Here is a 22,420-nt window from a genome sequence, read left to right as displayed (position 1 = left end):
TGTTTTTGGACTTATTTTAGCAGAATATAAAAAAGATAGCTTTTTCAATGGGTTGGAGCTGGCTGCTTTAAAAGGAAAGAAAATAGAAGTGTGCTCTGATTGACAGTTTTATCAGATATGTATTGCCGTTTATTATCTTTGAAGTATTTTTTACCTCTTTGAATTTGCTTCTACTTCTTCCACCTTCAATATTGATATTACTACAAACATCACTATACAGAAGGTCAATCGCCAAGTTTTATATAGTTTTGCCAACATTCTGTTTTGAAATGTTCAAAAATAACTTTCGCAGTTTATCTCTGATTGAGCTTAAGGCTCTACCCCTTGCTATCTAGTCTTGGTAGACGGTTTTTGCTATAATCACCCTTTTATTGCATTACTTATTTTTACTGATTATCTGTATTAGATAGATGACAGAGTTCTGTCTATGATGTCGTTATTGGTTAGACACTCTTGAATAACCAATAAAACCCACAATATATAGCAGTACAAAGCAGTAGCAAGTAATGTGTCACTCTTACTATATATCACAATGATTAGATATAATTGATGCGGTCTCACGGTTATATGATTGATGGTTGCAATCATCACTGCCAACGGACCCAATAACAGGCGAATAGATTATGGTAGCGATTACTTTACCCGATGGTAGCGTGAAAAACTTCGAAGGTCATACAACAGTCATGGAAGTGGCGCAAAGTATTGGGACAGGGCTCGCTAGAGCGACAGTTGCTGGACGTGTCAATGGTCACCTAGTAGATGCGTACGATCCTATTGTCGCTGATGCCAACGTTGAAATCGTAACGCCAAAAGATGACGATGGTGTTGATATCATTCGTCACTCATGCGCTCACTTATTAGGTCATGCAGTTAAACAGCTATATCCTGATGTCAAAATGGTCATTGGTCCTGTTATTGATGATGGTTTTTATTACGATATCTTTAGTGAAACGCCATTTACGCCTGAGCACATGGAAGCTATTGAAAAACGCATGATGGAGCTGATCAAGCAAGATTATGACGTTATCAAAAAAATGACACCACGTGCCGAAGCAATTAAGATCTTTGAATCACGTAACGAAGACTATAAGCTAAAACTGATTAATGATATGCCAGGTGAAGAAGCTTTTGGTCTGTATCATCATCAAGAATACGTCGATATGTGCCGTGGCCCGCATGTGCCCAATACGCGCTTTTTGAAAGTATTTAAACTGACCAAAATGTCAGGTGCCTATTGGCGCGGTGATGCGAAAAACGAGCAACTGCAACGTATTTATGGTACTGCTTGGGCTGATAAAAAACAGCTAAAAGCCTATATCCAGCGTATTGAAGAAGCAGAAAAACGTGACCATCGTAAAATTGGTAAAGCGTTAAACCTATTTCATATGCAAGAGCAAGCCCCAGGTATGGTGTTCTGGCATGCCAATGGCTGGACAATTTATCAAGTACTTGAGCAATATATGCGTAAAGTACAATACGATAACGGCTACGAAGAGATCAAAACGCCACAAATCGTTGATCGCAGTCTGTGGGAGCGCTCAGGACATTGGGGCAACTACGCAACTAATATGTTCACGACCTCTAGTGAAAATCGTGATTATGCCGTAAAACCAATGAACTGCCCTTGTCATGTGCAAGTGTTCAATCAAGGCTTAAAGTCTTACCGTGATTTGCCACTACGTATGGCAGAATTTGGTTCTTGCCATCGTAACGAGCCATCAGGTTCATTGCACGGTCTGATGCGCGTACGTGGTTTTACGCAAGATGATGCTCATATCTTTTGCACGCAAGCACAGATTCAGCAAGAAGTAGCAGAATTTATCAAGCTAACGCTTGCTGTCTATGAAGATTTTGGCTTCGATAACATTATTATGAAGCTCTCTACTCGTCCCGAAAAACGTGTTGGTAGTGATGAGTCTTGGGACTTTGCAGAAAAGGCGTTAGCAGATGCGCTTGATAGCTCAGGCCTAGACTGGGATTATCTACCTGGCGAAGGCGCTTTCTATGGTCCAAAGATTGAGTTTAGTCTAAAAGACTCGTTAGGTCGTATTTGGCAATGCGGTACCATTCAGGTAGATCCCAATATGCCTGAGCGCCTCGATGCTGAGTTCGTCAATGAGCAGAACGATCGTGAAGTGCCTATTATGTTGCACCGTGCCATCTTAGGGTCATTTGAGCGCTTCATTGGTATTTTGATCGAACACTATGCTGGTTGGATGCCAGTATGGCTAGCACCGCAACAAGTTGTGGTCATGAACATCACTGATAAGCAAGCTGATGCCTGTGAAAACGTGGTTAGTGAGCTCAAAAATGCAGGTTTGCGTGCGGTTAGCGACTTGCGTAACGAAAAGATTGGATTTAAGATACGAGAGAAAACATTAGAACGTATTCCCTATATGCTAGTATTAGGGGATAAAGAAGTGGAATCGGGCAGTGTCAACGTCCGAACGCGCGAAGGTGAGAACCTTGGCGTGATGAGTGTTTCTGAATTTATTACATTAGTACAGACCGCTGTCAGTAAAAAAGGCCGACAGACCCCAAAAACAGATGAGGAGTAATACCTATTAAACAGTCCAACCGTTTGAACATCAACGAAGATATCAACGTCAAAGAAGTCCGTCTCGTCAAAGAAGATGGCGAGCAAATGGGTGTGGTTGATATCGCAACCGCGATGAAAGCGGCACGTGATGAAAACCTAGATTTGGTTGAATTAGTTCCTGAAGCTAAGCCGCCAGTATGTAAGATCATGGATTATAAACATTTCCTCTATGATCAAAAGCAAAAGGCTAAAGAAGCTAAGAAAAACCAAAAGCAGACTCAGCTCAAAGAGATGAAGCTACGTCCTAGTACCGAAGAAGCCGATTATCAGGTTAAACTGAGAAAAATTATCAGCTTCTTGGAAGATCAAGACAAAGTTAAAATTAGCATCCGTTTCCGCGGACGTGAAATGGCGCACCAAGATCTTGGTCGCAAACAACTTGATCGTATCATTGAAGATACTGCTGATATCTCAAACGTCGAACAATATCCTAAGATGGAAGGTCGCCAAATGGGTATGCTGCTTGGACCTACAAAGAAAAAATAGTCTTTTATGAGATTGCTTTAAGTAGTGGCTGTCAGTCCATATAGTTATTTATAAATCTAACCATCAATATGCTACGGGATATTGATGGTTTTTTATTATTTGGACTGCCTACTGTCTCTTTTAAATGTATTTAGCCAGATATAGTCAATCCCACTTAAAAATGTTATAAACTAATTATCAAACCCAATTGTTATTATAAAGACCATGACTTACTCACTAGATTTTCGCAAACAAGTGCTAAAAAGCTTAGACGAGGGTATGACCTTTGCCGAGGCAGCTGAATTCTATAACCTCAGCCCAACCACGATACAAAACTGGAAGCGGCGTGTTCATAGCAAAACAACCAGGCAAACCAAACCCTATAAAATACCAGATGACGTGCTACTTAATGATGTTAAAGAACATCCTGATGATTACCAGTATGAGCGAGCCCGTCGTCTAAACTGTAGTAAAACAGGCATTTATCATGCCCTAAAGCGCCTAGGCATCAGTCAAAAAAAAGACATTAGAGCATCCAAAAGCTTGCCCAATAAAAAGAGCGGTGTATCAGGGAAAGCTTAATAGCTTTACGCAGCAAGGCTATCCCATCGTTTATATGGATGAAAGTGGCTTTGAGTCTGAAACCATTCGCTCTCATGGTTATGCACCGATTGGTAAGCCTTGTATCGATAGCTACAACTGGCAAGGTAAAAGGCGAACCAACGTTATTGGTGCTCTGTATGAAAAGATGCTGTTTGCGCTTGATTACTTTGAGACAAACATCAACAGCATTGTCTTCTATCACTGGTGCAAACACAAACTAATCCCAAGTCTTAAAACAAAATGCGTGATTGTGATGGATAACGCCAAATTTCATAAAAGCAAACGCATTCAAAAGCTACTAAACAGGCACGGGCATCGTATTCTTTGGTTGCCGCCGTACAGCCCAGACCTAAACCCTATCGAAAAGAAATGGGCTCAAGTGAAGTTTCTACGCCAAGGCTGGATGGAAAACGACTTATCCAAATTGTTTTATGATGTTTGTCCTAGCCATAACAATTTTATTTTGAACTGACTATATAATTGGCTGACGCTATTTTACAAAATCTACCTTCTCAACTATTTGATTACGCGGTAGTCTAAAGATCTGTTTTATATTTGCTAATCAGCATTTATCAAAATTTTTAGTCAGTGTACAACAATAATCTATATCACGACCAATAGAGTCGTTTATAAAAACACTGCTTTTATCTGACATCAAGGGAACTTTCATGCAAGAATTAACACCACCAGAAAACGCCACAACTCCTAGTATCTCTCTCACAGCGCCTGAACCTGTCAAAGAAATACAAAAAAGTGAAGCCGATCAAATGGTTAAGTTGGATGAAAGCCAAATTCCGGAGCTGGATGCCAAAGTGGATGCGTTCGTCGATCACGTGATTACTAACTCCGTGCACAGTCCAGAATTTCAGCAAAACGTCCAATCCATTCATAATCTGGGCACCAAAGAGATTCGTGAATCCGCTCAAGTCTCTAATCGTATGCTTGAGCTACCGGCCAAAAGCCTCAATGACAGCTTGTTTGACAATTCCCCTATTGCCAAATCTTTAACCGAATTACGCGGTATCGTCGAAGATTTAGACCCAAGCAAAAAAGAGCTGACCAATTCACGTAAGCTATTCGGTCTGATTCCATTTGGTAATAAAGTGCAAGACTATTTCCGTCAGTATGAGTCAGCGCAATCGCATATCAATGCAGTAGTAACCAGTTTATATAACGGTAAAGATGAATTGCTCAAAGACAATGCAATGATTGAGCAAGAAAAAGTTAATATGTGGGAGCTGATGCAGTCTATACGCCAGTATATCTATGTTGGCAAAAAGATAGATGAGCAACTAGAGCAAAAAGTCTACGCCATAGAAGCGACTGATCCTGAAAAAGCGCGTATTATCAAAGAAGAGATGCTGTTTTATGTGCGTCAAAAAAACACTGACTTTTTAACTCAGTTGGCCGTCAACGTACAAGGTTATCTAGCGCTCGACACCATCCGTAAAAACAATCTAGAGCTGATTAAAGGGGTTGATCGAGCAACGACGACCACTGTTTCAGCACTACGTACGGCGGTGGTAGTTGCTCAAGCCATGACCAATCAAAAGCTGGTACTTGATCAGATTACGGCATTGAATAAAACCACGAGTAGCTTGATTGAATCAACCTCTGCCATGCTTAAGCGTCAGTCAGGTGAGATTCATGAACAAGCAACAAGTAGTAGCATTGAGCTTGATAAACTGCAAAATGCCTTCAATAATGTCTATGACACCATGGATATGATTAGTAATTATAAAATCGAAGCATTAGAAAATATGAAACAAACGGTCAATAGCTTGACCACTGAAGTCGATAAAGCACAGAAATACCTGGATAAATCAAATCAAACCACAGTGCTAGAAGTCTCAAAAGAGCTAGACAGTAAAAAAATCACCAATCAATCAAGCAGTGTTGATATCGATATTTGATTGATCCCAATAGCGTTCATTTAAAAATGCAACGCTTTTTGCTATTGAAGGCACATAAGGCAATTGACGCAAGATATTGCGCTGCCGTTCGTGTTAAGATAGTCACTATTAATAATTTAAAAAATAGATACGGTAATTTATGAGTTGGAATGATCCAAACGCCTCAAGTGAGGCACAAAAATACGACAACCCAATCCCTAGTCGTGAGTTGATACTCAGTACGATTGGTGAGCATGGGGAAGTCACTCACAAGCAGCTGGCGCAGATCTTTGAGATTGAAGATCCAGATCAGTTTGATGCTTTGGGCAATCGCCTAAAAGCCATGGCACGCGACGGTCAAGTCAATCGCGAAGGCCGTCCCTATCGCTATCGCACAGTCACTAAGCAAGATATCGTTACAGGCACCGTATCTGCACATCCAAAAGGCTTTGGCTTTGTGGTGCTAAGTGATATGCCAGATTTATTTTTGCATGAAAAACAAATGCGCTGGGTATTCAATGGCGATACAGTAGCAGCAGTTGGCACGTCAACAGACAATCGCGGTCGTACTGAAGGTCGTATTGTCGATGTGATTGAGCGCCGCCAGAACAACTTTATCGGTACACTTGCGCGTGATGAAGACGGCTATTGTGTTGAGCTTGGTAGTCCAAACAGTCATCAACCAATCACTGTCACTGATGATAATGTCCAAGCCCTCAATATCAAACAAGGCGCGCCTGTCAAAGTCGATATCATCGACTGGCCGAACCAGCATGAATTTGCCACTGGCAAAATCACTGAGGTATTGTCTGATGATAACGATCGAGAGCTGATTATTGAGACCACTTTACTCAACTATGATATCCCATCAGATTTCAGTGAAGCGGCGCTCAAACAAGCTGCTGAATATCAAGAACCAACTGAGAAAGACATAAAAGGTCGCAAAGATTTGCGTCATCTGCCACTCGTTACTATCGATGGTGAAGATGCTCGTGACTTCGATGATGCCGTATTTGCTGAGAAGCGCTCAGGCGGCAACTACCGCGTCGTGGTCGCAATTGCGGATGTCAGCTACTATGTCACGCCAAACTCTCCACTAGATCAAGATGCTTACGAGCGCGGTACGTCTGTATACTTCCCGCATCGTGTGATTCCGATGCTCCCTGAAGTCCTCTCTAATGGCCTGTGTTCATTGAACCCTAACCTTGATCGTCTATGCATGGTGGCTGATATTAAAGTATCACGTGCAGGTAAGGTCACAGGATATGAGTTTTATCCATCAGTGATGCACTCACAAGCGCGTCTCACGTATAACCAAGTGAACGACTATTTTGTCAATCCGACTGATAAGAGACTTCCTAAATCATTAACGGGCAATAAAGACGTCAAAAAATCGATTGATACATTGCATCAGCTTTATGAGTTACTGCTCAAAAAACGTGAAGAGCGTCATGCCATGGAGTTTGAGACGGTCGAAACCTACATCAAATTTAATGAAAAAGGCGGGATTGACGCTATATTACCGCGTACTCGCGGTGACTCTCAGAAGCTGATTGAAGAGTGTATGCTCCTCGCTAATACCTGCGCGGCAAACTTTGCACTCAAACATGAGCTGCCAGTCTTATATCGTAACCACGATAAGCCTGATAATGAAAAATCAATGCGTATTCACGAATATGCAAAAAACTTTGGCCTACCCTTCCCAGAAGAGAATCCAACGCAAGCCGATTATCAGCGTATTATTGAAGCAACCAAAGACAGACCAGATGCGATTAGCATTCATAGCATGTTGCTGCGCTCGATGATGCAGGCAAATTATGCCCCTGACAATATTGGTCACTTCGGCTTGGCTTATGATGAATATAGCCACTTTACCTCGCCGATTCGCCGTTATCCAGATCTAATGCTGCATCGTGCGATCAAAGCAAAAGTAACAAACAGCAAGCAACCTGTCATGGATTTTTCACTTGACGGCGCGGGTACACAGACGTCTGATACAGAGCGCCGTGCAGAAAAAGCATCTCGCTTTGTAGAGTCTTGGCTCAAGTGTCATTATATGACGGATCATGTCGGTGAAGAGTTCGAAGGGGTTGTGACGACCGTGACCAACTTCGGCCTATTCGTTACGTTGACTGATCTATACATCGATGGCTTGGTACATATCTCCAATGTGGGCGATGATTTCTTTGTTTATGATGAGCAGCAACAGCAGCTCATCGGCAAAGACAAGGGCAAGCTGTTTGGACTTGGTGACTTGGTCAAGGTACAGGTTGCTGGCGTCAACATGGACTTACTGCAAATTGATTTTGATTTGAAAGAAAAACTTCAGTCTAGTGCCATGAATCAGACCAAAAAACAGCCTGCCAAAAAACAGCCGTCTAAGAAAGGTCCAGCAAAGAGAAGTAGTCGTAGAAGCTCTAGCAAAAAAAAGCTAATCTGAAACTGTAGCACCATAAATAAAAAAGGGCTAACGATAACGTTGGCCCTTTTTTATGCTTTGTTATTTATAGTTTTAGGTTAAATATTTTTTTACTGTGCATTACTCATCTGTTCCAAACGATCTTGCTCAGATTGCTGTGCTTGATCGATTTTATTGGTTGCATCATCTAAAATGGCTTTTGGCTGTTCGCCAAGTGGTTTGCTGGCGATATTTGCAGAGCTATTCTTAAAGCTATCTGCATCAGATACAGCTGCTGTAGGCTGTTCAGAAACAGTACTGCTAATGGCAACCTCTCTGTTTTTCTCATGACTATTGCCATTGATGATGTTAAAGCCCAATAGTGCCACGATGCCGATTACGGCAAATATAGTTACATGCTTCATTTCCATAAAAAATCTCGTCTTTGATTAGCTACCAAATACGAGTTCGATTGCACTTTTTGTGCCTATTTTTAAACCTACTATCTCTTACTATTCTTGCGGACTATTATTATTGAGCAAATCCGTTTCATCTGAGCTTTGAGCAATCTCTTGCTCGACCTTTTCCATCAGCTTGTCATCAGGGCGAGCATCGAGGACATCATCAGCATTACGGCCTTGCAAAATAACTTTGGCTCGCGCCTTCGCTTGCTTTTTATCTTTATCGTCAACAGGACGCTCATCAGCTTGAGGCTCGGCAACAGGCTCAGGCGTGGTTGGGGTGATGGTCATGTCAGATTTAGCGCTATCCGCACTGCCCTGCATGTGCTCAAAGGCTTTTTCTAATTTGTTATTAAACCGCAGGCGATAAATAGGCTCAGGTAAACTAAAGCCCTCGTTTTCGAGTGCATGCTTGGTCTCACGAATGGCAATACTACGGGCCTTGGCAAAGTCCGTCTCTGATTGATCTACCCAAACCTGAAACTCTAGCACAATATTGGAATCACCCACATTGGTAATCACCGCGATGGCTTTGGGCTCATCCAATACAAATGCGAGCGTATCGATCGCATCCAGTCCTACTTTGATGGCTGCTAGCGGATCATCATTGGCATCCACTCCTAATTCAAAAGTAAAGCGGCGCTCGGGATTTTTGGTATAGTTGAGAATGGTGCCTTTAAACACCTCAGCATTGGGAATACGCAGCTGGTTACCATCTAGCGTCATCAAGATCGTGGCTCGCGAAGTAAGGCGAACCACGATACCTTCTTGACCATTGATAACCACCTGATCACGGGCGCGAAATGGCTGGCGGATACTGAGCATTAGTGAGGCAATATAGTTTTCGATGGTATCTTTGACCGCAAAACCAACGGCAATACCGATGACACCTGCGCCGCCAAGCAAAGTACCTAAGATGGTTTCTGCCCCGATAAGGCTCAGTCCCAAGATCAGACCAAAAATAATAAAAATAACTTTGACTGTTTGTGATAATAGCTCGGCGACAAACGGATTTGGCGTTAAGCGCTGCCACATTCTCTTGCGATTAGATAACCAACTGCCAAACCATGTCACCAATGCAAAGATAACGATGCCGACTAACAGTAAAGGTAACGCCTTCACTAAGTTTTCCAGTTGCGCTTTCAGTCCTTGATAAACTGTCGAGACATTCTCTTGAACGTCCAACGTTCGATTGATATTGTCATCGACCGTAACAACATCTGTCAAACGGTTGGTCAGATTGATGGCTTGCTGCGCTTTTTTTTCGTTGGCAGTCTCCCCTGTTAGGGTGACGACACCTTGGCTAACACTGACATTGACGGCCTGTAACCCTTCAATTTCAGAAAAAATACCATTGATACGCTGATGGATTTCATTATCTTTTTGCGGAGTGGGTGTGGTTTCGATTTGACCATTATTGGTGCTCTCGCCGCTGATGACGGGGGGCTGGGCGGGTGTCGGTAATGAGGTGGCGGGTTCTGATGCTTCCTCGTCTGGCGCAGGATCACTATCAGGTGTTGCCTCTTGTGTACTTTCCACGCCAAGTACGGTTGCAATGCCAGAGAGTTCTTCACCAGCAGCATAGGTGGGCCACGTACAAACGATGCTTAACAGCAACACCATTTGACCCCACGCTTTTATAAAACGGCGTATCATTGGACGGTCAAAATAACTGGCCATAAGCATCCTTTATTTTTTACGGGTTTTTCTCGCTTAGCTGATTGCTGATAATTAGCTGTCTGATTTTAACCGACTAATTTTTGATTTATTTAGCTATCTAAGTAAAGCTGCGCTTCGCTCAAATTCAACGTGCCTTCATAGATAGCACGACCAGTAATAATACCTTCGATACAATCACCATAAGGCTTTAACAGCTCGATATCTTTCATATCGGTAACGCCGCCTGATGCAATCACTGGTAATCCGCCTTCACGCGCCAAATTAACGGTTTGTTCAACATTCACGCCCTGCATCATGCCATCGCGGGCAATATCAGTATAAACGATTGATGACACACCTACATCAGCGAAGCACTTGGCAAGCTCAGTAGCCTTGGTATCTGTCACGTTTGCCCAACCATGAGTGGCTACCATACCGTCTTTGGCATCGATACCAACGATAATGTGTCCTGCAAATTCACGGCAAGCTTTAGCAACAAAATCCGGATCTTCAACCGCTTTTGTACCGATGATAATATAAGTTAGACCTGCAGTGATGTACTGCTCGATGGTATTCATATTACGCACGCCGCCGCCCAACTGAATAGGCAGGTTCGGATATGCTTTGGTAATATCATTGACCACTTGTCTGTGTACTGGCACGCCATCAAAAGCACCATTCAAATCGACCAAATGCAGACGGCGTGCGCCCTCATCTACCCAACGTGCAGCCATAGCGACTGGGTCATCAGAAAACACCGTATCATCTTCCATACGGCCTTGTTTTAAACGTACACATTTACCATCTTTTAAATCAATAGCCGGGATAATGACAGGCACAGCACACATATAGCATTCCTTATAAAGCACAATATTGGCAATAAATTTAGACAATTACATTGTTGAGAATGAAACGATATTAGAGAATCAAACAACGATAGAAAACACCACGCAAACGTGGCATGGCGTACAGACAGCGTCACCAATCAGGCAAAATAGGGTGAAAGTCTATTCAAACAAAGATGGAATACAACCAAAACCAAATAGTTATGGCCGTCAGTTGTAGTACGTAGAATCACCACCAACATTCGTTAAATTCTATTACTGACTGGCAATTTTAGGTCAATTTAGCGTATAATCCTAGGTAAATTTTTATTTGTTTCTATGTGATAGTAACCATGCGTTACGCTTTTTGTTGAGACGGTATTGCTTAATCGCACTTCATAATGCCTCAGAGACAATGAGCAATGGCTCAATATATCCGTATGATATTAACTGATATATTGCCCAAAAGGGTTATAATAGAAATCTAATCTGGTAGTCTGTATACCACCGATACTGCAGTATAAAGCCCCATTGGTTGCCGTTTAAAACACTATTACTAGCTAACAATATAAAACAGTTATGACTAGAGTTTGGCAGCTCACAAAAATAATGTGATGCTTGCTTATCTAGGTTGTCTTTTAGCCAGTTGATCATCTACTTCAATAGATCGTTTTTAGTCATACCTCTAAAAAATTGCGTATTTTTGAATGATGCTGATTGGATAAAAGTGGCCCATCATACTGGTATTACAAGTTTTTAATTTCAATGAAACGTATGATAAGGCTGTTATTTTCAAAGTAATCTCTGTTGGCAATGTGCTTTTGGCGATTGATTTTGATTCAATAGTTTTAGCATACACCTTGGTAGCCAGTCGCCACTTTGGTAATTCGAATAAGACATTAACGTGTTGTTAAGGAGTCTAAGGTCAGCGTTAATACTCTTAATAGTAGTTATGATCATGTATTATCTTCAGAGAGCTTTCATCCTTATTTCAGTATAGAAATAGATGATTGAAGGCTTTATTGAGTGAGATAAATGTTCAAGCTACCGATGTACCAAACAGGATGTCTGGTATCGTTTTAGACTATGGACTAAGTTTTCGCTTATGATTACCATCAAAAAAGGTTTGGATTTGCCCATCACCGGTGAACCCTCCCGCGAGATATCTGAGCACCAACCGACACATGTAGCACTTATTGGCTATGATTACGTGGGCATGAAGCCTACGATGAATGTTAAAGAAGGTGACATTGTAGCCAAAGGTCAGCCCGTTTTTGAAGACAAAAAGCGTGTTGGCGTCATCTATACTGCCCCTGCTGCTGGTAAGGTCGTCGCTGTTAAACGTGGCGAACGTCGAGTGTTTGAGAGTCTTGTGATTGAGGTCGACCCGAATGGTGAAGAAGTAGACTTTGAGCGCTATGACTCACAGCAGCTTGCTGACCTAGACTCTGAAGTCGTTGAAACCCAACTGATTGCCTCTGGCGAATGGACTGCGTTTCGCACACGTCCCTATAGCCGTGCGCCCGAAATCGGCGCTCGTCCACATGCTATCTTTGTGACAGCAATGGACACCAATCCACTCGCCCTTGATCCAATGCTGGTGATCAATGAGCAGCTACAAGCGTTCAATGATGGCCTAGCAGTACTCTCAACACTCACGCCCAAGACCTTTGTCTGCCACCATGGCGACGCCCAGTTGACGCCAGTTGCAAAAACTGCGGCTAATAATGTCACTGAGTATCATGCTTTTGCGGGTAAACATCCAGCAGGTCTTGCAGGTACGCACATTCATTTCTTGCACCCTATCAGCCGCGGCGTGACCGTATGGACGATTGGTTATCAAGATGTGATTGCGATTGGTAAGCTGTTCACAACTGGACGTCTATATACACGTCGTATGCTAAGCTTGGCCGGCCCTGCGGTTACCAATCCGCATCTGATTGCAACCGAGCGTGGTGCTGATATTACGGCATTAACCAAAGGTCAGCTAGCGGCAGGCGAGAACCGTATCATCTCAGGTTCAGTATTGTCTGGTCGCAGAGTATTTGACAATATCGCTTATCTTGGTCGTTTTCATAATCAGATCAGTGCACTGCCTGAAGGTCGTGAGCGTCCTGCGTTTCACTTCTTTAGCCTCGGTAAAAACCGCTTCTCAAAGCTGCCTATCTATATTTCGCAGTTTTTTGGTGGCAAAAAGTACAATTTCACCACAACAAGTAATGGCTCACCACGAGCAATGGTACCGATTGGTGTCTATGAAGAAGTCATGCCTCAAGATTACCTACCTACTCAATTGTTACGTGCTTTGATTGTCGAAGACATCATCAGTGCCACTGATTTGGGTGCACTTGAGTTGGATGAAGAAGACTTGGCACTATGCACCTTTGTATCTCCTGGCAAATATGAGTTCGGTGATATTTTGCGTGATAACTTAACGCGCATTGAGCTGGAGGGCTAACCACGATGAAATTTTTACACAATATGTTCGATCGTATGGAGCCATCTTTTACCAAAGGCGGCAAACACGAAAAGTATTATGCTATTTTTGAGATGTTTGATACGTTTCTTCGTCAGCCAGGCACCACAACGTACGCTTCATCACACGTTCGTGACGGTATCGACTTAAAGCGTATTATGATTACGGTATGGCTATGTACTTTCCCAGCAATGTTTTGGGGTATGTACAACATCGGTCATCAAGCACTAACCGCTATCGCTCAGCTCGGTCTGCAACCTGAAGGCTGGCGTACCGTCATCACTAGTATGGCAGGCTACAACCCAGACAGTATCTGGGCAAGCTTTGTTTATGGGGCCATGCAGTTTTTGCCGATTTATATCGTGACGTTTGCCGTCGGTATTCTCTGTGAGATTATCTTTGCGGTCGTCCGCGGACACGAAGTTAACGAAGGTTTCTTTGTGACGTCAGTTCTGTTTGCACTATGTTTACCACCTGATATTCCTTTATGGCAAGTTGCCCTCGGTATTATCTTTGGTGTGGTGGTCGCAAAAGAAGTGTTCGGTGGTACTGGTAAAAACTTCTTGAATCCTGCCCTATCAGGCCGTGCGTTCTTATACTTTGCCTATCCAGCCTATATGTCTGGCGACTCAGTATGGACAGCTGTAGATGGCTTCTCAGGTGCGACCCCGCTTGGGCTTGCCGCGCTTGGTGTGGTTCCTCAAGATTTTGTTGATGTCTATGGCAATGCCATCACGTGGAGTGATGCATTCTTAGGCAACATGCAAGGTAGTATCGGTGAAGTATCGACGCTAGCTATCCTAATGGGTGCTGCGGTGTTGCTTTGGACGCGTATTGCTTCTTGGCGCATCATGGCAGGTTGTGTGGTTGGTTTGATTGCTACTTCATTGGTGTTCAACCTGATTGGCTCTGATGACAATATGATGATGAGCTTGCCATTCTACTGGCACTTGGTTATCGGTGGTTTTGCGTTCGGTGCAGTATTCATGGCAACCGACCCCGTTTCTGCTGCGCACACCAATAAGGGCCGCTGGGCTTATGGTATCTTGATCGGTTTTATGACCGTTCTGATTCGTGTTATTAACCCAGCTTTCCCAGAAGGCATCATGCTGGCTATCTTGTTTGCCAACTTATTTGCTCCACTGTTTGATTATTTTGTGACCCAAGCAAATATCAAACGCCAAACTGCTCGGAGGGTTCGTTATGTCCAAGCCCAAAAGTAATAATGCCAAAACCATCAGTGTGGCTTTGACGCTGTGCTTGGTTTGTTCAGTATTGGTCTCAGCTGTCGCTGTTGGCCTAAAACCTGCACAAATCGAAAATGCACGCTTGGATCGCAATAAAAACATCTTGGTCGCCGCTGACATGTACAATACTGAGTCTGATACAGCAGATGATGTCGCCGAACGTTTTAAAGATTTTGATGTCAAAATCATTGATCTAAACAAAGGCAACTACCTTGATGATGATGAGTTAAAAACGGCGGGTATTCCTGATCGTAATGCTTATGACGCCAGTCAAGCGACCAAAAACCAAGCCTTAAGCGAAGACTTGGGCGACAATGATCCTGCTGGTATTGGCCGTAAGCCAAAATACGCCAAAGTCTATGTCAAAGAAGATGACGCAGGCAAACCTGAACTGGTTGTATTGCCTATTCAAGGCTACGGGCTATGGGGTACGATTTATGGTTTCTTAACGCTTGAAAGTGACATGAATACCATCAAAGGTATCAGTTTTTATGAGCATAAAGAGACCCCAGGTCTTGGCGCTCGTATTGAAGAGCCAGAGTGGCGCGCACAGTGGAATGGCATCCATTCTTATGATGACAATGGCGACGTTGCTACTGGTGTGACCAAAGCGGGTAATCCGAAAGACAATTGGGTCGATGGTATCAGCGGCGCAACACTAACAAGCCGCGGCGTCAGCAACATGATTCAGTTCTGGTTAGGCGATCAAGGCTATAAGCCTTATCTAGATATGCTACGTAAAGAGAGCGGTCAGACCCTTGATGATGCAGATACACAAGCAAATCAGTCAACGTCGGTCGCTCAACTTAACACCGAATTGGCAGCCGCGCTACCAATAGCTAATGGCAAGGAGGCATAAAATGGCTGACACTAAAAGTATTTTAACCACGCCTATTTTTGACAATAATCCCATTGGTCTACAGATTCTTGGTATCTGTTCGGCACTGGCAGTCACAACGAGTATGGCCAATGCCATGGTCATGTGTGTGGCACTCACCTTGGTGACGGCATTTTCAAGCTTCTTTATCTCTATTATTCGTAAGCAGATTCCATCGAGCATTCGTATCATCGTACAGATGACCATTATTGCTTCATTGGTTATCTTGGTAGATCAGGTACTAAAAGCGGTCGCTTATGATGTGAGTAAAGGTCTGTCGGTCTTCGTTGGTTTGATTATCACCAACTGTATCGTTATGGGCCGTGCTGAAGCATTTGCCATGAGTAACCCACCAGTCCCAAGCTTTTTAGATGGTATTGGTAACGGTCTTGGTTACTCGGCAGTCTTGCTATTCGTTGCCACCATTCGTGAGCTGTTAGGCGCAGGAACTTGGTTTGGTATCACTATCCTACAGCCAGTTACTGATGGCGGTTGGTATATACCAAACGGTCTGTTGCTATTGCCACCATCAGCGTTCTTCATTATTGCTTTGTTTATCGCAATCGTCCGTACCTGGAAACCAGAACAAGTGGAAGAAGCTGAGTTTGTAATGAAGCCGCAGTCTAAAGGCATGGCACATGGAGGCGGTCACTAATGGGACATTATATTAGTTTATTTATAACCTCAGTCTTTATCGAGAACATGGCACTTGCCTACTTCTTAGGCATGTGTACTTTTTTGGCCGTATCCAAAAAAGTCTCGACAGCGATTGGTCTAGGGGTTGCTGTGATTGTCGTGATGGCCATCACCGTTCCGCTAAACAACTTGCTATTCCAGTTCATCCTAAAAGATGGTGCATTGGCTTGGGCAGGCTTCCCTGATATCAACTTGAGCTTCTTAGGGTTGCTTAGTTACATCGGTTTGATTGCAGCCACCGTACAGATTCTAGAGATGTTCTTGGACAAGTTTGTACCAAGTTTATACAACGCGCTTGGGGTATTCTTACCACTAATCACCGTAAACTGTGCCATCTTGGGTGGTGTACTATTTATGGTCGAGCGTGATTATAACTTTGGTGAATCTGTCGTCTATGGTGTGGGCGCAGGCTTCGGTTGGGCACTTGCTATTACTGCATTGGCAGGTATTCGTGAAAAGCTCAAATACTCAGACATTCCAGCGCCATTGCGCGGTCTTGGTATTACCTTTCTCACGGTTGGTCTTATGTCGCTCGGCTTTATGTCGTTCGGTGGTATGTCCATCTAAACTACTAAGCTCAAAGCTTCTATTAGCTATTTGATCTATTTAATTCATTTATTCGGTAAGGGTTCGGACACAGCATAAAAAATGTCTTCGCACCCCTACCCCATAGATTAAGGATACCTACCATGGATTACGCTACGGCGATTGGTGGCGTTGCTATGTTTACCTTGATCATCATGGGCCTCGTCGCTATTATTTTGGCGGCGCGCTCAAGACTGGTCAGTTCAGGCGATGTCACTATCCATATTAATGATAATCCCGATAATGACGTGGTGACACCAGCAGGCGGTAAACTACTGCAAACGCTAGCGGGCGAAGGCATCTTTTTGTCTTCAGCGTGTGGTGGCGGTGGTACCTGTGCGCAGTGTCGTTGCCGCGTTATTGAAGGTGGCGGTTCTATTTTGCCCACCGAAGAAGGCTATTTTACTCAAGGCGAGATCCGCAATCACATGCGCTTGGCTTGTCAGGTAGCTGTTAAGCAAGACATGAAAATTGAGATTGATCCTGAATTCTTTGATGTACAAAAATGGGAATGTGAGGTTATCTCAAACGATAACGTTGCGACTTTCATTAAAGAGCTGGTGCTAAAAATCCCAGAAGGCGAAGAAGTCAACTTCCGCGCTGGTGGTTATGTGCAGCTTGAAGCGCCACCGCATGAAGTGCATTATAAAGACTTTGTGATTGACGAAGAATATAGAGAAGACTGGGAAAAATTCGGTATCTTCAACTATGTCTCGAAAGTTGATGAGCCCGTTATCCGTGCTTACTCAATGGCCAACTACCCTGAAGAAAAAGGCATCATCAAATTCAACATCCGTATCGCAAGTCCACCGCCACGTGGTCCTGACGGCATTCCACCGGGCAAAATGTCTTCATGGGTGTTTAGTCTGGTCCCTGGCGACAAAGTGACGGTTTCAGGTCCTTATGGTGAATTCTTTGCCAAGAAGACTGAAGCTGAAATGATCTTTGTCGGTGGTGGTGCTGGTATGGCTCCCATGCGCTCGCATATCTTTGATCAGCTCAAGCGCTTGAAAACCGATCGTAAGATCAGTTTCTGGTATGGTGCTCGCTCGATCCGTGAAATGTTCTATGTTGAAGATTACGATCAGCTAGAAGAAGAGTTTGACAATTTTGAATGGCATGTGGCTCTGTCTGACCCATTACCAGAAGATAACTGGGAAGGTCCAACAGGCTTTATCCATAACGTGTTGCTCGAAAACTATCTGAAAGATCATCCAAACCCAGAAGACTGTGAATACTACATGTGTGGGCCACCGATGATGAACGCTGCTGTGATCGATATGCTACACAGCTTGGGCGTAGAAGACGAAAATATCATGCTTGATGATTTCGGTGGTTAAATAACCCCGCCAGATAAACTTAAAAGTGTATATAATATATAAAAAGAGTCTCAATTGAGGCTCTTTTTTTGTGTGATTTTTAGCAATCATTGTGGTTGTTGAAACTACAAATCTAACTGGTAGATCAGCATTGCTATCCTATATCATGAACGCTCTAAATATTAAGAAAGGACGCTTATGAAAACCAAATACAAAGATCTGACCATTTGGATCACGGGTGCTTCTAGTGGTATTGGGCAAGCATTGGCGATTGCCTTTGCCAAGCGTGGTGCTAGAATTATTCTCAGTGGCCGTGATAACCAAAAACTAGAATCCGTCAAAAAAAGCTGTAAGCGTGCGAATAGGCATATTGTCATTCCGTTTGATATCAGTGACGCTGCTCAAGCAAAAGCCGCCTATGACAATGCCAAAGCTCAGGCTGGAAACATTGATTGGCTCATCAATAACGCCGGTATTAGCCAGCGCTCACTCATCATGGAAACTGACGAAGACGTCGAGCGTCAGATTATGGAGGTAGATTACTTTGCTCAGACGCGACTAACCAGACTGATACTGCCTGATATGATCGCACAAGGTGGCGGCAAAATCGTCATGGTATCAAGTGTCGCAGGATTACTAGGGACACAATATCGCGGCGCTTATGGCGCAGCCAAAGCCGCATTGCATATGTGGGCAAACAGTTTACGGGCAGAGTTGCATGACAAAGGTATAGAGGTTGCGACGATATTCCCAGGATTTATTCAGACCAACATCTCTATCAATGCCTTGACAGGTGATGGCAGCGCTCAGGGCACCATGGATGAAGCAACCAGTAACGGTCTCACGGCAACTGATTTTGCAAAGCAAGTGGTGAAGGCACTCTCAAAAGGTGGAGAATATATCGTGGTCGCTGGCAGTAAAGAAAAGCTGGCAACACGGGTCAATCGTGTCTCACCGCCCAAACTTTATAAGCTCATACGCGAGTCGCAAGTAAAATAGCTTGGTATGCAGTAGATTAGTATGCAGTGGCTTGGTATGCAGTAGATTGTCACCGAACATTGCCATCATTGGTATTTGTAGGGTTAAGGGGTGTAAAATAGGCCTGACTTATTTTATACCCCAACTCATTTCTGCGTTATACCGAAGATCCTATGAAAAATACCCGATACTGCTCCGCCTCCTCAAAACCCATAAATGCTTCTTTGCTTGGCATCGCGGGTCTCGCTAGTATGGTGAGTCTCAGTGCTTGCCAGCAAACACCAGATTATAACTATCTGACTGGTGAAACGATGGGGACAAGCTACCATATCAGCTATCAGCTCCCTGATAATGCAGATGAAGCTGCCATACAAGCGTCAATCGATGAACGCTTGAAACAGATTAATGACAGCATGTCGACCTATCAGAGCGACTCGACCATCTCTAAATTTAATCGGTTGAATAAGAATACACCGATTACCATCGACGCTGATTTTAGTCGGGTGCTGGATGTGTCAAAGATTGTCTACGAGCAATCTGGCGGCGCATTCGATCCTACGGTGATGCCGCTTGTCGAGACCTGGGGTTTTGGCAGCACCATGACAGTCGAGCGTCTACAAAGTCCGCCTACAGCGCTCGAGATTGCCCAAGCAAAAGCACTGGTAGACTTTGAGAGTATTATAAAAAAAGACCAAACGGTATCCAAAACCAAAGATGGCGTTGAGCTTGATTTTTCTGCCGTTGCCAAAGGGTATGGCGTCGATGTCATCGCCGATGTGCTGAGAGAGGATTATCAAATTCGCAATTATATGGTTGAGATTGGCGGTGAAATTTCGACATCTGGCGTTAACAACCAACAGCAGCCATGGCAAATTGCGATTGACGCCCCTATTGAAGGCAGCACTGTCAGCGAGCGCCAAACGATATCTGCCATTCGTCAGCCAAAAAACACAGCGACCCAAATGCATCTGGCAACCTCTGGAAATTATCGCAACTCCGTCATATTTGATAGCAAACGCTATAGCCATACCATCGATCCGACCACTGGCAAACCCATTGCAGGCGGTGCGCCCTCAGTCACTGTCGCGGCCGATTCTGTTGCATTGGCGGATGCATGGGCAACCGCTCTGACTGCCATGCCCTATCATAAAGCACTAGATGTCGCTAAAGCTCAAAACTTGGCTGCTATGTTTGTGGTGTTGGCTGACGATATAAAAACAGACAGGTCTGAGAGTAATGTTTCTGATAACGTGTCTGATGATAATATCGATGACTGGCAAGTGGTTCAGACACCAGCAATGCAAGCATTACGCGCTGACAAAAAGCCCTAGTAAGTTTTTGGCATTGAAACAAGAGAATACGATAACGCACAACGAGCAACACCAAAATTTGCTATACTATTAGTTAGTTGCCATTAAAAGTACATCATTAACAGCAACTGCCCCACTTTTGACAATGAGGTTTCCTCTATGCTTAGCCAATTGCTTCCTATGCTTGCCATTACCTTTACAGTGTTTATCCTATTTTTCGTTTTTATGGGCATCGGTTATATGGTCAAAAAAAAGCCGCTCAAAGGCTCTTGTGGTGGTGTTGCCAAATTGATGGGTGATGAGCAGTGCTCATTTTGTGGCGATGATCCCAACAAGTGCGACTCATTGATGGCAGAACAACAAGAAAACGCGTTAAGAGCTGCCCAACTCGGCAAATCTGTGTAAAAACTCATTGGTTACCATACGCAGGTAGTATTTACCTAACATCTGTTCGTATAATAGCGTCAAGTCATTCAAAGTGACTTGGCGTTATTTTCATGTCACCATCTCTTATTATTCCTATTTAGACACTCTCTATCTAGATATTTTCTATTTAAAAAATTGGCCAGCAAACTTATCTGTTTTGCCCTCTGCAAATTTTTAGTTCTGTTTGACGTTATTGATTACCGTTTAGGTACGTGTCTGAGTAAATGATCTTTGGTGTTGTTTTACAAGCGACGATTTTTCGGCGCTGTCTTATAACGTGTCCTTTTTCCCTGTTATCGTTGTGCTGCTATGTCTACCTCATCCAATCTGCCTTCATCACGTTTCACCTTTTGGTTAGTGCTATGTGCCATGATTTTGCTAGCGACCAATATGCGTGCCCCTATCGTTGCGCTGGGCGCTATCGCGCCAGTGGTGAAAGAAGCACTCAATATCTCGGAGATACAGATTGGCTGGTTGGGCGCGGTGCCGATGCTGGGTTTTGCCCTTGGTGCGCTGATCTCGCCAGCCATTGGCAAGCGCTTCGGACTTGAAAATACGCTGATTGCCATGATCGCGCTATTAACCACTGGCATGATTCTGCGTACCGTTATCCCGACGTGGACTGGGTTTTTAATCGGTACTTTATTGCTGACTCTAGCCATTGGCTTTGCCAATACACTGGCCGCGCCTGTCATCAAGCAACATACTCCGCAACATATTCCGCTGATTACGGGTTTGTTTAGTTTAACAATGACGGTGACCGCTGGGATAGTCTCAGGCATCGTCCTCCCTTTGTCTGAGCAAGTAGGCTGGCAATGGGCGCTGGGTGGATGGACGGTTTTAGGTATTTTTGCGTTATTGATTTGGTTATTTTTGCGTGTGCGTTTGGGCTCATCCAACCACCAACTCGTCATATCTACAGATAAAGATGCCTCTGTTATCTCTATTTGGCGAACGGCGTTTGCTTGGCAAATTGCTGTCTTTATGGGGCTACAATCATTACTGTTTTATACCGTTGCCAGTTTTTTGCCTTCTATTTTGGTTAGTAAAGGGCTATCTGCCGTGAGCGCTGGCCAAATGGGTTCTGTGTTTCAGTTTATGGCACCCATCTCTATCTTGAGTCTGACATGGCTGATTAATCGTGGTCGTCCTATTCAAGCACTCGCCGTGTTTGCCGCTGTGCTCAATGTCATTGGCGTATTAGGTATCAGCTATCTATCTACTGAGTTGGCGTGGCTATGGTCAGCCATGATGGGGATTGGTTGCTCAGCGATTTTTACCTTGAGTATGATGCTGTTTTCCCTGCGTACCTATACTACCAATCAATCAAGTGAGCTGTCTGGTATGGCACAGGCCGTCGGTTATTTGATTGCCTTTTTTGGTCCGCTTGGCACAGGCGGGCTCCATGAAGCGACTGATAGCTGGAGTCTGCCGCTTTTTATTATTCTGATACTGATGATTGCAAACGTTGTGATTGCTTGGCTCGTCAGTCGTCCAGTGATGGTCGATGGCAAATACATTTGATATTAGCTTATCAAAATATCTACATACTGCTGTCTATAAGTCCTTGATTTCTAACGCGCAATAAAGCTGTCTTGAAATTAA

At 43.8% G+C, this 22,420-nt stretch carries 19 protein-coding genes; 16 read left to right on the top strand and 3 right to left on the bottom strand.

Going from position 1 to position 22,420, the window contains the following annotated elements; genetic code table 11:
- The first annotated feature begins 623 nt into the window (after positions 1 to 623).
- The 6 genes from thrS to rnr all read left to right on the top strand — a co-directional run bounded on the left by thrS (position 624) and on the right by rnr (position 7,999).
- Complete coding sequence (gene thrS / locus AOT82_RS08905; protein ID WP_071002714.1) at positions 624 to 2,558, top strand: threonine--tRNA ligase; 1,935 nt, start codon at positions 624 to 626, stop codon at positions 2,556 to 2,558.
- A 23-nt stretch (positions 2,559 to 2,581) separates the two neighbouring features.
- On the top strand, positions 2,582 to 3,085 hold the full coding sequence (gene infC, locus AOT82_RS08900; protein ID WP_071002713.1) for a translation initiation factor IF-3: 504 nt from the start codon (positions 2,582 to 2,584) through the stop codon (positions 3,083 to 3,085).
- A gap of 204 nt (positions 3,086 to 3,289) precedes the next feature.
- Positions 3,290 to 3,646: an IS630 transposase-related protein gene (locus AOT82_RS08895; RefSeq protein ID WP_071002712.1), complete on the top strand. Its 357-nt coding sequence runs from the start codon at positions 3,290 to 3,292 to the stop codon at positions 3,644 to 3,646.
- Entirely contained in the window at positions 3,627 to 4,139 is a 513-nt protein-coding gene (locus tag AOT82_RS08890; protein ID WP_227517133.1) for an IS630 family transposase, read from the top strand. Before AOT82_RS08895 ends, AOT82_RS08890 begins: the two co-directional genes overlap by 20 nt.
- Before the next feature lie 196 nt (positions 4,140 to 4,335).
- Entirely contained in the window at positions 4,336 to 5,580 is a 1,245-nt protein-coding gene (locus tag AOT82_RS08885; RefSeq protein ID WP_071002711.1) for a toxic anion resistance protein, read from the top strand.
- Positions 5,581 to 5,719: 139 nt separating this feature from the next.
- Entirely contained in the window at positions 5,720 to 7,999 is a 2,280-nt protein-coding gene (rnr, locus tag AOT82_RS08880; RefSeq protein ID WP_071002710.1) for a ribonuclease R, read from the top strand.
- An 89-nt stretch (positions 8,000 to 8,088) separates the two neighbouring features.
- On the opposite strand, the gene AOT82_RS08875 is transcribed toward rnr, so the two are convergent.
- The 3 genes from AOT82_RS08875 to hisA form a co-directional block, all read right to left on the bottom strand.
- Positions 8,089 to 8,388, bottom strand: coding sequence for a hypothetical protein (locus AOT82_RS08875; RefSeq protein WP_071002709.1), 300 nt, complete (start codon positions 8,386 to 8,388; stop codon positions 8,089 to 8,091).
- An 81-nt stretch (positions 8,389 to 8,469) separates the two neighbouring features.
- Positions 8,470 to 10,098 (bottom strand): mechanosensitive ion channel family protein, encoded by a 1,629-nt coding sequence (locus AOT82_RS08870; protein ID WP_071002708.1) that lies wholly within the window; start codon positions 10,096 to 10,098, stop codon positions 8,470 to 8,472.
- Positions 10,099 to 10,187: 89 nt separating this feature from the next.
- On the bottom strand, positions 10,188 to 10,925 hold the full coding sequence (gene hisA / locus AOT82_RS08865) for a 1-(5-phosphoribosyl)-5-[(5-phosphoribosylamino)methylideneamino]imidazole-4-carboxamide isomerase (RefSeq protein WP_071002707.1): 738 nt from the start codon (positions 10,923 to 10,925) through the stop codon (positions 10,188 to 10,190).
- 1,081 nt (positions 10,926 to 12,006) lie between these two features.
- Here hisA and AOT82_RS08860 point away from each other — a divergent pair.
- From AOT82_RS08860 to AOT82_RS08815, 10 genes are all read left to right on the top strand, one after another.
- Positions 12,007 to 13,359 (top strand): Na(+)-translocating NADH-quinone reductase subunit A, encoded by a 1,353-nt coding sequence (locus tag AOT82_RS08860; protein ID WP_071002706.1) that lies wholly within the window; start codon positions 12,007 to 12,009, stop codon positions 13,357 to 13,359.
- A 5-nt stretch (positions 13,360 to 13,364) separates the two neighbouring features.
- On the top strand, positions 13,365 to 14,600 hold the full coding sequence (locus tag AOT82_RS08855; RefSeq protein ID WP_071002705.1) for an NADH:ubiquinone reductase (Na(+)-transporting) subunit B: 1,236 nt from the start codon (positions 13,365 to 13,367) through the stop codon (positions 14,598 to 14,600).
- Complete coding sequence (locus tag AOT82_RS08850; RefSeq protein ID WP_071002704.1) at positions 14,581 to 15,483, top strand: Na(+)-translocating NADH-quinone reductase subunit C; 903 nt, start codon at positions 14,581 to 14,583, stop codon at positions 15,481 to 15,483. Before AOT82_RS08855 ends, AOT82_RS08850 begins: the two co-directional genes overlap by 20 nt.
- 1 nt (position 15,484) lies before the next feature.
- Positions 15,485 to 16,156 carry an NADH:ubiquinone reductase (Na(+)-transporting) subunit D gene (locus tag AOT82_RS08845; RefSeq protein ID WP_071002703.1) on the top strand — a complete coding sequence of 224 codons (672 nt, stop codon included), beginning with the start codon at positions 15,485 to 15,487 and terminating at the stop codon, positions 16,154 to 16,156.
- Entirely contained in the window at positions 16,156 to 16,764 is a 609-nt protein-coding gene (nqrE, locus tag AOT82_RS08840) for an NADH:ubiquinone reductase (Na(+)-transporting) subunit E (protein ID WP_058025262.1), read from the top strand. The genes AOT82_RS08845 and nqrE overlap by 1 nt, the downstream gene beginning before the upstream one ends.
- Positions 16,765 to 16,886: 122 nt before the next feature.
- A complete protein-coding gene (gene nqrF / locus AOT82_RS08835) occupies positions 16,887 to 18,122 on the top strand; it encodes an NADH:ubiquinone reductase (Na(+)-transporting) subunit F (RefSeq protein ID WP_071002702.1) in 1,236 nt (411 codons plus the stop codon).
- A gap of 177 nt (positions 18,123 to 18,299) precedes the next feature.
- Positions 18,300 to 19,100 (top strand): SDR family NAD(P)-dependent oxidoreductase, encoded by an 801-nt coding sequence (locus tag AOT82_RS08830; RefSeq protein ID WP_071002701.1) that lies wholly within the window; start codon positions 18,300 to 18,302, stop codon positions 19,098 to 19,100.
- A 152-nt stretch (positions 19,101 to 19,252) separates the two neighbouring features.
- Entirely contained in the window at positions 19,253 to 20,410 is a 1,158-nt protein-coding gene (locus AOT82_RS08825) for an FAD:protein FMN transferase (RefSeq protein ID WP_071002700.1), read from the top strand.
- A 138-nt stretch (positions 20,411 to 20,548) separates the two neighbouring features.
- Entirely contained in the window at positions 20,549 to 20,794 is a 246-nt protein-coding gene (gene nqrM, locus AOT82_RS08820) for a (Na+)-NQR maturation NqrM (RefSeq protein ID WP_058025258.1), read from the top strand.
- A gap of 330 nt (positions 20,795 to 21,124) precedes the next feature.
- On the top strand, positions 21,125 to 22,339 hold the full coding sequence (locus tag AOT82_RS08815) for an MFS transporter (protein WP_071002699.1): 1,215 nt from the start codon (positions 21,125 to 21,127) through the stop codon (positions 22,337 to 22,339).
- The last annotated feature ends 81 nt before the right edge of the window (positions 22,340 to 22,420 follow it).

The organism is Psychrobacter sp. AntiMn-1 (genome assembly GCF_001854065.1).
Classification (GTDB): Bacteria; Pseudomonadota; Gammaproteobacteria; order Pseudomonadales; family Moraxellaceae; genus Psychrobacter; species Psychrobacter pacificensis.
The sequence above is the reverse complement of the archived record's forward strand: the minus strand, read 5'-3'. Positions and strand labels throughout refer to the sequence as shown.

Coding starts and splice junctions, on each gene's coding strand:
- AOT82_RS08850 (WP_071002704.1), top strand. CDS start 14,581: ATGTCCAAGCCCAAAAGTAATAATGCCAAAACCATCAGTGTGGCTTTG.
- AOT82_RS08860 (WP_071002706.1), top strand. CDS start 12,007: ATGATTACCATCAAAAAAGGTTTGGATTTGCCCATCACCGGTGAACCC.
- AOT82_RS08885 (WP_071002711.1), top strand. CDS start 4,336: ATGCAAGAATTAACACCACCAGAAAACGCCACAACTCCTAGTATCTCT.
- nqrM (WP_058025258.1), top strand. CDS start 20,549: ATGCTTAGCCAATTGCTTCCTATGCTTGCCATTACCTTTACAGTGTTT.
- AOT82_RS08895 (WP_071002712.1), top strand. CDS start 3,290: ATGACTTACTCACTAGATTTTCGCAAACAAGTGCTAAAAAGCTTAGAC.
- AOT82_RS08870 (WP_071002708.1), bottom strand. CDS start 10,098: ATGGCCAGTTATTTTGACCGTCCAATGATACGCCGTTTTATAAAAGCG.
- AOT82_RS08855 (WP_071002705.1), top strand. CDS start 13,365: ATGAAATTTTTACACAATATGTTCGATCGTATGGAGCCATCTTTTACC.
- AOT82_RS08825 (WP_071002700.1), top strand. CDS start 19,253: ATGAAAAATACCCGATACTGCTCCGCCTCCTCAAAACCCATAAATGCT.
- hisA (WP_071002707.1), bottom strand. CDS start 10,925: ATGTGTGCTGTGCCTGTCATTATCCCGGCTATTGATTTAAAAGATGGT.
- thrS (WP_071002714.1), top strand. CDS start 624: ATGGTAGCGATTACTTTACCCGATGGTAGCGTGAAAAACTTCGAAGGT.
- AOT82_RS08875 (WP_071002709.1), bottom strand. CDS start 8,388: ATGGAAATGAAGCATGTAACTATATTTGCCGTAATCGGCATCGTGGCA.
- AOT82_RS08815 (WP_071002699.1), top strand. CDS start 21,125: ATGTCTACCTCATCCAATCTGCCTTCATCACGTTTCACCTTTTGGTTA.
- nqrE (WP_058025262.1), top strand. CDS start 16,156: ATGGGACATTATATTAGTTTATTTATAACCTCAGTCTTTATCGAGAAC.
- AOT82_RS08830 (WP_071002701.1), top strand. CDS start 18,300: ATGAAAACCAAATACAAAGATCTGACCATTTGGATCACGGGTGCTTCT.
- rnr (WP_071002710.1), top strand. CDS start 5,720: ATGAGTTGGAATGATCCAAACGCCTCAAGTGAGGCACAAAAATACGAC.
- nqrF (WP_071002702.1), top strand. CDS start 16,887: ATGGATTACGCTACGGCGATTGGTGGCGTTGCTATGTTTACCTTGATC.
- AOT82_RS08845 (WP_071002703.1), top strand. CDS start 15,485: ATGGCTGACACTAAAAGTATTTTAACCACGCCTATTTTTGACAATAAT.